We start from the raw sequence: 13,958 nt of genomic DNA, 5'->3' as shown, positions 1-13,958 counted from the left end.
TTTTACGTATAATAATGAATGGTCTTTCAATGAAACTATGGTATACAGAAGCTCACAATGGAGAATTAATGAGTAAACGAGTTTTTGACCTAGAACTACTAGCACAATATGCACAATTAAAAGGTGGTAAACTCCATTCGACTGAGTACGTCAATAGTACGAGCTACTTGCTTTGGGAGTGTAAAAATGGGCACAAGTGGAAAGCATCAGCATTAGAAATTATGGGAAAGAAGAGTACTCGAGGAGTGTGGTGTCCAAAGTGTGTTGAAGCTCCTAACACACTAAAACTTTCTCTCGATGACATTGAGATGGATGAGTCAGAAGACTAGGAAAAATACTCTTCTTATCAAATAATTCCCTTCCTAACTTATTTCAATTAAGTTGCACCCGAAAAGTATTAAAACTTATTTAGGGGCACAAATTGAATTTCTCAAAGAGACTAACGCAACTTCTTATTTCTAGGCCGTGGACCAGCATGATTGTTGCGCTTGCCATTATGGCCACTCTTCTACCTGGCCTGACTCTAGTAAAGTCTGACTTTAGTTATCGTATATGGTTTCGAGATTCTGAACCACTTCTAAAACTCTATGATGATTTCCAAGCAAAATTTGGCAATGATGACTTAGTAAATATAATTATTCACTCACCAGATGGTATCTTTGATACACAAACAATTGAAATTATCAAAGAGGCGACAGACCAATTATGGCTAGTTCCAGATGTTATAAGTGTAGACTCTATTACAAACTACCAGTGGACCACAGCTGTAGAAGATGATCTTACCATTGAAGACTTTATTCCAGAAGAATATGACCAAGAACTTCTCTTGCAAAAAAGGAAGTTGGCCCTCGCTGATAAGACTTTGCCAGACTATCTCATTAATAGAAAGGCCACCGTTACAAATATTTACGCAAAAATTAAACCCTACTTTGTAGGTGCTCCAGATGATAAATTAATAATTGAAAAAACTAGAGAACTCATTAAAAAGATCAAAGAGAGACTTCCAAAAGACGATAAACACGAGTTCTATATCAATGGTTCATTGGATATAAATAATACATTTAGAGAAGTTTCTGAGCATGATATTGTGACAATCTTTCCGATTGTCATGCTTCTCATTTTTATTTTCTTACTCTACACCTTCAAAAGAGTAATTGGTCTCATTCTTCCAATTGTAATTATCGTTGTAACAACTTTATCAACTTTTGGTTTTGCTGGTTATCTAGGAATAAAATTTAATAATCTCATTGCTATGGTTCCTACAATTCTAATCGCTATTGCAATTGCAGATAGTGTTCATGTACTTGTGAGTTACTTTCAATTTCGATCTCTTGGTGAATCAAATGTTGATGCAACAAGAAGTGCTTTTGAAAAGAATATTAAACCTACCCTGCTAACAAGTATTTCGACAGCAATAGGATTTCTCAGTTGCACCACTTCTGATCTTATACCATTAAGAGACATGGGTATTCTCGCCGCCTTTGGAACAATGTTTGCTTGGCTTTATACGATGCTTATCATTTGCCCAGTGCTTAGTTTGAAAGATGTAAAATGGGATAAGAAGGCAGAAAAGACAGAAGATCAAAACACTTTTGCTGTAGCAACAAAAATCGTCACACTTGTTGATAAGTATAAGAAGCACATTGTCTTTGGGACCATTATGCTTAGTGCTGTCTTTATCTATTACGGATCTAAAAATGAAGTAAACTCTAATCCTTATGATTACTTTTCTGAACAAGTCCCACTTACTAAATCAAATAATTTTACACTTGAAAATCTCGGTGGATTTTATGGCCCTCAATTGGTGATAGAGTCTGGTGTAAAAGATGGAATCAAAGATCCAAAATTCTTACAAAGTGTTGATAGATATCAGAGATGGTTAGAAGATAAGGAATATATCTCAAGGGTTACTTCAATAGTTGAAATTGTAAAATCCATGAATAAGTCCTTCCATGGAGACAAAGAAGAATTCTACTCCATTCCAGATAGTAGGAAAACCATTGCAGAGCTTCTATTTCTCTACGAAATGAGTCTCCCTCAAGGAAAGGATCTCAATGATAGAATGACAATAAATAGAGATGCACTAAGAATGGCAGTTCTTTGGACTACTCAAGGATCTAAACTATCCTTACAAAGAATGGCCATGATGGAAGATAAGGCCAAGGACTTTGGACTTAAAGCAGTTGTAACAGGTAAAATACCAATTTATCAAAATATGACTACTTTTGTAGTTAAATCATTTTTCTCATCAATAACAATGGCCCTTATAGGAATATCTATTCTCTTAGTCATTGTATTTGGTTCAATTAAGCTTGGTCTCTTATCAATGATTCCAAACATTATTCCACTGGCAATTGGAGCAGGAATAATGACATTTCTTCATCGACCGATTGATGTCGGAACTGCTCTTGTAAGCTCTGTTTGTTTAGGTATTGTTGTAGATGATACGATTCACTTTCTGACGACTTATAACCTTTGTAAGAATAAAGGAATGAGTAATAAAGACTCGCTTATTTATGTTTTAGGAACTACTGGGGCTGCCCTTTTTTGGACTACGGCCATACTCGTTGTTGGATTTGGAGCGATGATCTTTGCAGACTTTACTCCAAATTCAAACTTTGGACTTCTTACTGCCATAGTGCTTACTGTCGCGCTAGTGATAGATCTGATTTTCCTCCCCGCTCTATTACTTCTAGAAAAAAAGAAAGTCTAGCTTAATTGATTCTTCTGGGCCTTATACGAATTAAGGTTCAGAAGACCTAGCCCAAGACAACAAACAAACATACTCCCACTCAGTCCATACCAAAGGCCACTTAGGCCATAACTTAACTTCATGGAAAGGTAATAAGCGATTGGCAGTCCTACTAAATATAGCGAAGATATATTAACTATAGATGGCCAAAAAGTTCTGCCTCGACCTCTTAATAAAGCCCCCATTACTTGTTGTAAACTATAGAGATATAAAAATAGCGCAGCTCCAATAATTGAAGAGTTGGCCAAAGATTTAATCATGCCACTAACACCATAGAGCTCAACAATACTTTGATTTAAAAAATAAAGAATGAGGCAAAAAGGTGTGACAAGAAAAGTTATAGCAATAAAACTTGCTCTAATAACATTTAGTACTTCCTTTCTTTGACCAAGAGTAATTCCTATCCTTATCGCCGCGGCAATTGAAATGGCCATTGGAATAGAAAAGAAGAGATACTGTAAATTCACAAGTATACTATGAGCAGCTAATTCGTTATCGCCAATCCTCGAAGCAAGAAAAGTTGTTAACTGTAAACCAAAGGCCTCTAGCATAAAGCTTAGGCCAATTGGGAGACCAATAAGAAGAATATTCTTAACTAGTACCCAATCCACAAGTTGCCATGAAAATGGGACCCATAAGTGCTTATCTCTTTTCGAAAGACCAATCAGCAAACATAAAAAGAGATACTGGCATGCTCTCATGATACAAGTAGAAAGACCTGCACCAAATAGACCCATTGCCTCAATTGGTCCAGCTCCATAAATAAAAATCCAATTAAGAATTACATTTACAAAATTTGTCAAAAGTAAAACGATGGCAACGACTGAAGCCTTTTCGTGGCCGATTAAATACTGTCTAAAAACCATATACATAAAAAATGGAATGAGACTTGGTATTTGAACCAAAGCATAGTCATGAGCAAGCTTCGTATACACATCTGATTGACCAAAGAATTCTAAAACATCCCCAGTACATAACCATAGAGTACTTAGTACTAAGGCAATTAATATGGCGACAAACTTGCCACTAATAAGGGCCTTCTTTACCTCTAGAGAATTCTGCTGGCCTATGAATTTTGCAATAAAGGGATCTACACCAAGACAACAACCTATTCCAAACATCAGCGTTCCAATAACCCAGACATTTGCAATTCCAGAAGCTTTGAGTGATAGCTCATCAAACTGTCCCAACATGATCATATCAGTAACACCAAGTAGGACAACGCCCAGTTGAGCAAGAAAAATAGGAAGGCTAAGCTTCAGCAGCTTTGAAAGTTCAAAATTCATGAAGCTCAATTATAGGCATTAGATATTGAATTGGACACTATAAAAGACTCTAAGAAGAATATAAAATCAATGAGTTATAAAAAATAACTGAATAAAATACTAAACTATTTCTCTTACATATCCGATACATTTCCAAACGACATTACCAAGGCCCAACATGATCAGAGTTATATTTGTGACTTCACAAATAACTTATATACCAAGAAACTATCTAGACTTATTCGTCGAGTTCTTTAAACACTCACAAGATGTTAAAGTCGTCGGCCTAGTTCTTCTAAAAAACCTAGATACTTCTTTATTAAAATCAGTCGCTGGCCTTTCTTACTTAGGCGCAAATAAAGTGCAAAGAACGCTACTTAAAAATATTATCAATCTCCCAAAAAGATCAAGACAAAATCTCTTTGAAAAAAGAGGGATTGAGGTTCAAACATTTAAATCAATGAATGACAAAGTCGCAATTGAGTGGTGTCAAGAAAAGGCAGTAGATGTCATCGTTAATGTTAGAACCAGATGTATATACAAAAAGGAAATTCTAAAAACTCCTTCCCTTGGTTGTATTAATATCCACCACGGCATTTTGCCAAAGTACAGGGGAACGATGTGCGATCTCTATGCTTTATCAGAGAATAGAGAGGCCGGTTTTACCATACATCAAATGAATAGAAAGATTGATGATGGAATGATTTTTAAAACGGTTAGCGTCAGTAATGGTGAGCATAAAGACTATATAGACTACCTAGAATTAGGAGCAGCACAGGAAGGACGAGAACTAGCAAGCTTATTAAGCAAAATTTCGCAACAAGAGAAATTTCCTTGTGGAACGATAAATAAAACAGATGAAAAAATCTATACTAAAAACCCTTCTAGGAAACAGGTAAAAGTAATGAAAAAAAATGGAATGGTATTATGAAATTTATAACCTTTCATGGCTCTCCCGGAGGACCAGCAGACTTCAAGCAACTAGAGTCCTACATTGATGGTGAGTTTATACATATAGATAGATATAATCAGAGTCCACAACCAAAGATAGTAGATGAGAAATTGATTCTACTGGCTTACTCTTGGGGCTCTAAAGAATTATTTGACTTTTATCAAAGAAACTCTGAGCAAGTAGAAAAAATAATATTAATTTCTCCATTTCTTTTTAACTCGAATGTTTCGACTTTAAAAAACCTCTTGCTCGCGACACCAATTCTAGGTAGTGCTCTACTCAAAAGGATTGGTCCTAAAGCAATTGAAAAATTTATTAAAGACAGTACTTCTCCCCTAGAGGTTCCAAAAGATTATCAAGCACAAAGCGACTACCTCTCAGATTATAAGATTTTAAAGAAGTCAATTTTTGAAAAAGTGCATCTAATTGAGAGTGAGTTTTCATCAGAATATAATATCGAATGCCCTGTTCTCATCATTTATGGGAGCGAAGATAAGACCTCTGATTACAATGAGCAAGTCTCTCCACTAGAAAGAAATATTAAGACGCTGAAAGTTGAAACTATTGCTGGTGCAGGACATGCTCTTACTTGGACAAACGCACATGAGGTTTCAAAATTAATTAATGAATATATAGGAAAAAGTACGGAGTCTACTATGACAAAGAAGTTGGGTTACTATGACGGGTGTCATGCCGGCAATAACGTTTACTCATTCATCGTTGATCATCTAGAAAAATTTCCAACACGGCCTATTTTAAAATGGGTAGACCGAGAAACAATTGGATCATGGAGCTTCAAAGTAGAAGATCAATTAGAGCATAAATCTGTCTCTGTTGCGGAGCTCTATCACTTTTCAAATAAGATAGCCAAAGGCTTTAGTGATCTTGGAATTCAAAAAGGCGACAGAGTCATTCTCTTTGTTCCAATGTCACTATATCTCTATGCTTCAATGTTTGCTCTCCAAAAGATCGGTGCAATTCCGACCTTTCTAGATAGCTGGGCACGACGAGATCAACTTGGAGTTTCAGCAGAAGTTGCAGACCCAAAGTGTATGATCAGCTTCCAACAGGCCTTTGATCTATGTAGCGGCGCAGATATTTTTGACAATATGCCCTTAAAGATCGTAGTTGGAGAACATACGGGAAGCTTTGATTCCTCTATAGAGAAGCTAATGCAATCAGAAGGTGAAGTTCCTATTTGCCCTATGGAGCAAGAAGAAACGGCCCTTATAACTTTTACCACCGGAAGTTCCGGAACGCCAAAAGGAGCAAATAGAACTCATCGCTTTCTAGCAGCACAACACTATGCTCTTCACAGAGGTCTACCATATGTTGATAGCGATGTAGATCTTCCTGTTTTTCCTATCTTCTCACTGAATAACCTAGCTGAAGGTGTTGCGACTGTTATTCCATCTTTTGATGTCGGCGCTCCAACCAAGGAAACACCTATTATTCTCCTTGCTCAATTTAAAGCGTGCAACGTAACATGTACAACACTATCACCTTCAATATTCAATTCTCTTTCGAAGCATTGCTTAGATAATGGCATTACGATGCCTGAACTTAAAAGAGTTGTTACAGGAGGAGCTCCTGTTTCAAGAGATAATATCGTAGACTTCACCAAAGTTGCTCCAAATGCAGAGATTCTTGTTCTCTATGGTTCTACAGAAGTTGAACCCATTGCTCACATTTCGGCAAAAGAGATGATTGAAATAAAATCAGTGACTGAAGATGACCCAGAGTTAGTTGACGAAGGTGTTAACGTTGGTCACCTTGATGGTGGTCTACAGTATAAATTTATAAAAATCTCAAAAGGAACAGTAAGCGTAAACTCAGATAGTGACTTTGAATCGATCACCCTTAAGGATGGAGAAGTAGGAGAACTTATCGTCTCAGGAGAACATGTTTGTAGAGATTACTACAATAATGAAGAGGCCTTCTCAAGAGCAAAGATTTTAGATCATAATGGAATTGTTTGGCACAGAACAGGAGATCTTGGAAAACTTGATGATCAAAAGAACCTTTGGCTTGTTGGTCGTGTGCATAATGCGATCATTAGAAGTGAGCAGTATCTCTTTCCAGTAAGAGCAGAGATAGTTTTAAAGAAGCTTCCTTTTACAAAGTATTGTGCCTACCTTGGAGTTGAAGATCAAGAACTTGGAGAAAAGACTGTCTGTGTAGTTGCTCCTAGAGAAGAAAATTCACTTACTGACTCTCAAATGATTTCTGAAATTGAAAGAATAATGAAAAAGAACTCCATCATCGTAGATAAAGTTATCATTTTCTCTGATATTCCTATGGATGCGAGACATCACTCAAAAGTAGAATACGATATCCTTAGAAAAGATTTAAAGAGTAAGGGACTTATCTAATGACTAGTAAAGCTCAACGATGGATGACATTTACAAAAGAAAGGTTTCCACTACTCGATCATTCTCTGATGATCATCCTCTTTGTTGGTGCTCACTTATCACTTAGCATTCATCTCAAAAACGACTTTAGCATCTTTAATTCATTTCTAACTTTGATTGCTATCTTTTTCTTCTTTTATAAAATGCGTCTCTATGACGAAATAAAAGATTACGATTTAGACTGTCAGATTAATCCAGACAGACCTCTTCCAAGAGGTCTATTAGAAGTGAAAGATATGCACAAGGGCATAGTTGTATGTATATTCTTTGAGATAGCACTATTTCTACCGCTTCGTCTCAATGCAATCATGATGATGATCTTTGCAATTTGTTACTCTCTACTAATGTATAAAGAGTTCTTTATACCCAAACTCATTCGCCCACACCTCACAACCTATGCCCTATTGCATACTGTTGTTACAATTCCTATGGGAATAGCTATTTTTACTGCCGCTACATCAATGGATCCAAGAGAGCTGAATCAAAAATACTTATACTTTGTTCTATGTAGCTGGTTTGTCTTTAATATATTTGAGTTTGGTCGCAAGACATTTACTACAGAAGAAGAGAGAAACGCTGTTGAATCGTACTCAAAAATATTTACAAGATTTGGAGCTGTAATCTTAGTGGTCTCCATGTCGCTCTTTTCACTACTTGCTTTAAGGGGAGTGTTTGGATCAATTTCAATACTGCAGTCTATTTTAACTTTAGTTCTATTTCTGGCAGGAATATTATTTGCAGTTACTGATGCTAAGAAATTTGGAAAGCTCTATCGTATTTTCTCATCTATTTACATAATACTTTTTTATATATTTTTTATCATTGAAACTCAAACAGGTTTACTACTATGATTATCACAAAAGACACTACACTTTTCTATGCTAATAAGTATGCAGGAGGAAAGGGACTTAATCTTTATCATTTAAGTAAGGCCGGCTTCAATGTTCCTAGGTTTCAGATACTGTCTAGCTCTGTATTTAGAAAGTTTATTGATGAAAATGGAGTCCAGGAAAAGATTGATGATATTGTCTCACAAAATAAATCACCTAAAGAGATACATGAAGCGATCTCAAAACTAATTGTCGATGCACAACTTTCTCAAGAAGTGATAACTCTAGCGAAGAAGGCCTACAAAGATCTTGATTGTAAACTCATCGCGATTCGTTCATCAGCTATCGGTGAAGATAGCGCAGAGTTTTCGTTTGCAGGTCAGCTATCAAGTTACCTATATATTCAAACAGAAGCTAAGGCCATTGAAGCACTTAAACAGTGCTGGGCAAGTGCATACAGTGAAAGAGGTATCAGTTATCGGCTTCAAAACAAGCTTGATATTAAGATCATTGATGTGGCGGTAATTTTTCAAGAGATGATTGACCCCGATGTGTCCGGTGTAACATTTACTTGTGACCCTATAAAGGGATCTAGTGAAGTTTCAATGGTTAACGCTGTTTTTGGTGTAGGAGAAGGTCTCGTATCAGGTTTACTAGAAGCTGATACATATACGGTCAATAAACTAAGCTATGAAATAACAGAGAAGGAAATTGCTGATAAAGAAAGTAAGATGGTTCAGGATGTTGAGAATCAAACATGTAAAGTTGTTGCTCTTGATGATGAACAAAAATCAATTTCAAGCTTAACTGACGATCAGCTTAAAAACTTAATAAAAGAGACCTCCGCCATAGAGCGATCTTATCACTTTCCACAAGATATTGAATGGGCGATAAAGGACGGACAGCTCTATATTCTTCAAGCAAGGCCAGTTACAACTCCTATCTTAAATGGAGAAGGAACTCTCTATATCTGGGATAATTCAAATATTGTAGAAAGTTATGGAGGGCTAACTGCTCCTCTCACAACTGATTTTGCAAGACATGTCTACCATCACGTCTATGTTCAATTTTGTGAGATTCTAATGGTTTCACCTAAGAGAATTAAGGAAATGGATTATTTTCTAAGAAATATGCTCGGTAGCTTCTATGGAAGAATATATTATAATATTTTAAATTGGTATAAGCTCACCAGTATACTTCCCGGATTTAAGTATAATCGTTCATTCATGGAAACCATGATGGGGACAAACGACTCTCTTGCAGATGAAATTGCTGATCGAATAAAACCTCCTGCTTTTGAAGAGAAGTTTTCTTCTAAAGTAAGAAGATTCATGACGGGAATGAAGTTCTTCTACTTTCATCTCACTGCTCAAAAGCTCGTCGACGGATTTATGGATTATTTCTATATTGAATATGAGAAATTTCGACACATTGATTTCAATAGTAAAACTCCCAATGAGATCATTGACACATACTACGAACTGGAAAGAAGATTTCTGGCAAATTGGAAGGCCCCAATTATCAATGACTATCTTTGTATGATTCATTTTGGACTTCTAAAGAAACTTGTTTCTAAATGGATGCCTCAATTTGGGGATGGATTTCAAAATGATCTACTCTGTGGGGATGGAAATCTCGAATCAGCACTTCCTACTAGAGAAGTGATACGCCTCGCTCGCATTGTGGACTCTGATAAGGAGTTAAAAGATCTTATTCTTAATACTCCAAGTACCGATCTACATGAAACACTAAGACAGTCTTCATTTGATTCGTTCTATAATGAGATCGAAACCTATATTGATAAGTACGGCTTTAGGTGTATGAGTGAGATGAAACTGGAACAGCGTGATTTGACTCACAACCCACACTCTCTGTTTACCTTTATTAAAAACCATCTTAATAATGAGATTCCTTCTATTGAAGAGCTAGAAGCAAGAGAGAAAAAAGTTAGAAATGAAGCAGAAACTAAGGCCTTTGGAGCTGTTAGTGGAATAAAAAAACTAATATTTTCATGGTCACTCAATCATGCGAGAAAGGCCGTTAGAAATAGAGAGAACACCAGATTCTGTAGGACACGAGTCTATGGTATCGTCAGAAAAATGTTCTATGCAATTGGAGCAAATTACGCAAATAGAGGTATCATTTTAAAAGATGAAGATATCTTCTATCTCACACTACCAGAACTATTAGGATCTGTTGAAGGATTTTGTACGGTACTCGATTTTAAGGCCTTAGTTGAATTAAGAAGAAAGGAATATGAACGATTCTTGGAGATTGAACCAGCGCCAAGGTTTCACACAAGAGGTCCAGTCTACTGGCAAAACAACCACCTTCCACCTGAAGAAGAGATTGACCTATCAGATGTTCCAGAGGGTTGCCTAAAAGGTATTCCATGTTGCGCAGGTGTGATTGAAGGGGTTGCGAAAATTATTCTTAATCCCGACGACGATCTATCATTAAATGGAGAAATTCTAGTAACTATGAGAACTGACCCAGGTTGGGTACCACTATTCCCGTCAGCAAAGGCCTTACTTGTTGAACGTGGAGGCCTGCTATCTCACTCGGCCATTGTTGCTAGAGAGATGGGGATACCGACCATTGTTAGCGTTAAAGGTCTTACTGAGAAAATCAAAACAGGTGATAAAATAAGAATGAACGGAGAAACTGGTTTGATTGAGTTTCTCGATTAAACGATGCAAGAGGGGCCATAATTAGGCCCCTTAATTTTAAGACAGTTTAAAAACTTCTTCGATATCTTTATCTGAGCTAAGGCAAATTCCTTGATCTTTAAGAATACCATCTTTTAAGCTATAAACTACTCCATGAAGATTAAGTTCTTGAGAACGCTTCCAAGCATTTTGAACAATAGTAGTATTGGCCAGATTATAGACTTGGTTTGAGACATTCAATTCAGTTAACCTATTACACTCTTCTTCCGAGCCTTTTACATATTTAACCATTTCCTCTCTATGAAGATGGTAGACGTCCTTTATATTTCTAATCCAGTTATCAATTAGCCCAAGAGATTGATTAGAAAGTGCAGCTGCAACTCCACCACATCCGTAATGTCCGCAAACGATTATATCTGTAACTTTAAGAACCTCGACGGCATATTGAATAACTGACAAGCAGTTAAAGTCCGTATTGATAACAAGGTTGGCGATATTACGATGAACAAAAATTTCACCTGCATCAAGTCCACACAATTGCGTTGCAGGAACTCGACTATCAGAGCAACCAATCCATAGATATTTAGGAGCTTGTTGATTAGATAACCTTTCGAAGAATGTTGGATCTTCTTTTTTGATATCAGCTGACCAATTCTTATTGGACTCAAAAATACTTTGTAATTTAGACATATTCACCTCGTAAAAATTAGTAAGGAGAGGTTATTTGAGTTGGTTCAATTTGGAAATAAAAAACCCCTCTTGTCGAGGGGTTCTTTATGTAATGAAAGCTTAAGCTTTTAGCTTTTTTGTTTTCTACGTAGACGTAAGTTCTTTCTATATTTAGAACCTCTTTTTCTTCTACCTTTATTGTGCTTTCTACGATGACGAGAACCACTGGCCACGACAACAACCCCTGTTAAATGTTAACAATACCAACTGTAAGAAATTATACGCTTTTATGCGATTTTTCAAGTATTGATATCTTTTTTTTCAAGTTGGCCCTATTTACTAGTATATATAAGTACTTGAATAGTTAGTCCTAACATAACGCACTACAGCTTGGTATGTTCACTACAATCATGATGACGGCCTTCAAACTCTATTACTGAGTTTTTGACAGATAAATCATATAGCTTTGCCTTGATCTTTAATTTCATCTCATCAAGTTCGCGAACCTTCATATCTTCCGAGACTGAAACGTGAAAAGTGAGAGAGTGAGACTCCTCATCCATAGACCAACCTTGAATATAGTGAATTCCTAGAACCCCATCAATTTTGAGTAGCTCTTGAGTGACTTTTTGGGAATTTACTCCTTTTGGAAAGGCCTGCATTAGAATTGAGACTACCTTCTTTAGTCCAAAGTAAACACCTCTGAGAACTAATAGTGAAATTAAAATTGAAAGAATTGAATCGAGAATAAACCATGGTTTAAAAAATAGAACGACACTAACTATTAAGACAGCAACCCATCCTAGAATATCTTCCAATAAGTGAAGCATTACCATTCGCTGATTTATCCCCTCATCTTTTGATAACCTATACGCAGCGATTCCATTTACAATGACTCCAAGTATTGCCAAATAGAGCATGCCTTCGTTATTCACTGGCTCTGGACTCAAAAGTCTCTCTACAGATTCTTTGATTACAAATAAGGATCCAATAAGAAGAATCATTGCATTAATTAGAGCACTCAGAACTGAAAATCTTCTATACCCATATGTGTAAACTTCATCAGCAGATTTTTTTGAGAACTTTTCTAAAAAGTACGCCATAAGTAGAGCACTACTATCTCCAAGATCGTGGAGAGCGTCCGCGTAAATCGCCATACTATTAGTTAAGTATCCACCAATAAACTCGATAATTGAAAAAGAGAAATTCAAAGCAAAGGCAATGAGAATATTCTTACTACCTTTAATATTATGGTGGTGATGATGATGGTCGTTGTGGTCATGATGACTATGGTGGTGATGTTCTTTCATTTTAAAAGGCTATTACGAATAAGTATTCAAAGCAACTTAAAGCCTTATTATGCAACTCAACTGCAAAAGAGATTAAGTTGTTCAGTCTCTAGATCACTTAGTAAGTAGGCCGGTCTTACCTGCCTAACAAACCATTCTTTTAAAATTAAGAGTATATAGAAAATATCTTTCTCTCTAAGCTCATTGTCTTTATCAATACCATGCCATTTAAAAAGGCTCTCTCTACAGCAGGTTCCAGTTGCATGTAGGGCCACTAGTATAGGATGATGCCTGAGAGGTGATTTTCGACAACAATGATTTTCATCACTTTCTTTATAACGTTGAATAATTAAAGTTCTACCTTCTAAGAGAATTGAGTCTAAACCTCTATTTGCAAGATAGTTCCACTCATGTTCTTTTAGAGTAAACTTATTACATATACTGGATTTTTTTAATCTCTTAAAAACATCAGTAAAATAAATGAGCTCGTGATTTTGCAACTTTAATACTTTGTAAAAATTTATAGATCTATAGATTTAAATTTGTGTCAATGAAAGTCAAGAAATATGTAAGTATAAGTTCTTGGGCCTCGCATAAAAAACTACGTAAGACGTTTAATCATTTCTTGATGCTGTGGAAACTCTTTTTCTAAACAACCTCTATTGGCCAGTTCGAAATCTTTAAAGTCAAATCCAAACGAAACGCTACAGCCTACAAAGCTATACTCTGACCCATCGGCAGGGTAAGAGCCAAACCAACGATTTGCTTTAACAACATATTGTGGAACTTCACCATTTTTTAAATCATGGCCAAGTCTAGTTTCTATGAGGTTTCCAGATTCGTCTATTTCTACAACGATAAGTGGATCCCCTGAGTAGAAATGCCACATTTCGTCAGACTTAATTCTATGAAAGTGTGAGACATGACCAGCTGGAAGTAGAAAGTAGATTCCTGTAGAAAGAGATCTAGTTCCAAACTCAGTTTCCGTATTGCCTTTGCTTCTATAGGTTTCTTTAAAAAAACCTCCTTCTGGATGAGCAATCATTTCAAATCGATTTATTATTTCCTCATACATATTCCCACCTTTGTTGAATTGGCCTGTAAATCATGTCATATTAAAT

11 protein-coding genes are annotated in these 13,958 nt (G+C 36.2%); 6 read left to right on the top strand and 5 right to left on the bottom strand.

Features of this window, described 5'->3' with window-relative positions:
• The first annotated feature begins 68 nt into the window (after positions 1–68).
• Together DPQ89_RS10915 and DPQ89_RS10910 are read left to right on the top strand one after the other, a co-directional pair.
• Positions 69–329, top strand: coding sequence for a zinc-ribbon domain-containing protein (locus DPQ89_RS10915; protein WP_127716975.1), 261 nt, complete (start codon positions 69–71; stop codon positions 327–329).
• A gap of 92 nt (positions 330–421) precedes the next feature.
• A complete protein-coding gene (locus DPQ89_RS10910) occupies positions 422–2,713 on the top strand; it encodes an RND family transporter (RefSeq protein WP_127716974.1) in 2,292 nt (763 codons plus the stop codon).
• Here the strand turns inward: DPQ89_RS10910 and DPQ89_RS10905 are convergent.
• Entirely contained in the window at positions 2,710–4,038 is a 1,329-nt protein-coding gene (locus tag DPQ89_RS10905) for an MATE family efflux transporter (RefSeq protein ID WP_127716973.1), read from the bottom strand. The two genes, DPQ89_RS10910 and DPQ89_RS10905, sit on opposite strands and share 4 nt — an antisense overlap.
• Positions 4,039–4,213: 175 nt before the next feature.
• Between DPQ89_RS10905 and DPQ89_RS10900 the strand changes: the two genes are divergently transcribed.
• Genes DPQ89_RS10900 through DPQ89_RS10885 form a run of 4 tightly spaced genes read left to right on the top strand, consistent with a single transcriptional unit; the run spans position 4,214 to position 10,900 of the window.
• Positions 4,214–4,948 (top strand): formyltransferase family protein, encoded by a 735-nt coding sequence (locus DPQ89_RS10900; protein ID WP_164848359.1) that lies wholly within the window; start codon positions 4,214–4,216, stop codon positions 4,946–4,948.
• On the top strand, positions 4,945–7,341 hold the full coding sequence (locus DPQ89_RS10895) for an AMP-binding protein (RefSeq protein WP_127716971.1): 2,397 nt from the start codon (positions 4,945–4,947) through the stop codon (positions 7,339–7,341). Before DPQ89_RS10900 ends, DPQ89_RS10895 begins: the two co-directional genes overlap by 4 nt.
• Positions 7,341–8,231, top strand: a complete 891-nt coding sequence (locus DPQ89_RS10890; RefSeq protein WP_127716970.1) for a UbiA family prenyltransferase — start codon at positions 7,341–7,343, stop codon at positions 8,229–8,231. The genes DPQ89_RS10895 and DPQ89_RS10890 overlap by 1 nt, the downstream gene beginning before the upstream one ends.
• Entirely contained in the window at positions 8,228–10,900 is a 2,673-nt protein-coding gene (locus DPQ89_RS10885) for a phosphoenolpyruvate synthase (RefSeq protein WP_127716969.1), read from the top strand. The genes DPQ89_RS10890 and DPQ89_RS10885 overlap by 4 nt, the downstream gene beginning before the upstream one ends.
• Before the next feature lie 36 nt (positions 10,901–10,936).
• On the opposite strand, the gene can is transcribed toward DPQ89_RS10885, so the two are convergent.
• From can to DPQ89_RS10865, 4 genes are all read right to left on the bottom strand, one after another.
• Positions 10,937–11,569, bottom strand: coding sequence for a carbonate dehydratase (gene can, locus DPQ89_RS10880; RefSeq protein WP_127716968.1), 633 nt, complete (start codon positions 11,567–11,569; stop codon positions 10,937–10,939).
• Between the two features lie 362 nt (positions 11,570–11,931).
• Positions 11,932–12,858: a cation diffusion facilitator family transporter gene (locus tag DPQ89_RS10875; protein ID WP_127716967.1), complete on the bottom strand. Its 927-nt coding sequence runs from the start codon at positions 12,856–12,858 to the stop codon at positions 11,932–11,934.
• A gap of 56 nt (positions 12,859–12,914) precedes the next feature.
• Positions 12,915–13,337: a DUF4186 family protein gene (locus tag DPQ89_RS10870; RefSeq protein WP_164848358.1), complete on the bottom strand. Its 423-nt coding sequence runs from the start codon at positions 13,335–13,337 to the stop codon at positions 12,915–12,917.
• Between the two features lie 101 nt (positions 13,338–13,438).
• Positions 13,439–13,912 carry a cupin domain-containing protein gene (locus tag DPQ89_RS10865; RefSeq protein WP_127716965.1) on the bottom strand — a complete coding sequence of 158 codons (474 nt, stop codon included), beginning with the start codon at positions 13,910–13,912 and terminating at the stop codon, positions 13,439–13,441.
• Positions 13,913–13,958 lie beyond the last annotated feature (46 nt).

The organism is Halobacteriovorax sp. HLS (assembly GCF_004006665.1).
Lineage (GTDB): Bacteria > Bdellovibrionota > Bacteriovoracia > Bacteriovoracales > Bacteriovoracaceae > Halobacteriovorax.
This window is presented reverse-complemented; position numbering and strand designations above follow the sequence as displayed.

Excerpts from the sequence above, each read along its gene's own strand:
- DPQ89_RS10905 (WP_127716973.1), bottom strand. The coding sequence starts at position 4,038 with ATGAATTTTGAACTTTCAAAGCTGCTGAAGCTTAGCCTTCCTATTTTT.
- DPQ89_RS10865 (WP_127716965.1), bottom strand. The coding sequence starts at position 13,912 with ATGTATGAGGAAATAATAAATCGATTTGAAATGATTGCTCATCCAGAA.
- can (WP_127716968.1), bottom strand. The coding sequence starts at position 11,569 with ATGTCTAAATTACAAAGTATTTTTGAGTCCAATAAGAATTGGTCAGCT.
- DPQ89_RS10895 (WP_127716971.1), top strand. The coding sequence starts at position 4,945 with ATGAAATTTATAACCTTTCATGGCTCTCCCGGAGGACCAGCAGACTTC.
- DPQ89_RS10875 (WP_127716967.1), bottom strand. The coding sequence starts at position 12,858 with ATGAAAGAACATCACCACCATAGTCATCATGACCACAACGACCATCAT.
- DPQ89_RS10915 (WP_127716975.1), top strand. The coding sequence starts at position 69 with ATGAGTAAACGAGTTTTTGACCTAGAACTACTAGCACAATATGCACAA.
- DPQ89_RS10885 (WP_127716969.1), top strand. The coding sequence starts at position 8,228 with ATGATTATCACAAAAGACACTACACTTTTCTATGCTAATAAGTATGCA.
- DPQ89_RS10890 (WP_127716970.1), top strand. The coding sequence starts at position 7,341 with ATGACTAGTAAAGCTCAACGATGGATGACATTTACAAAAGAAAGGTTT.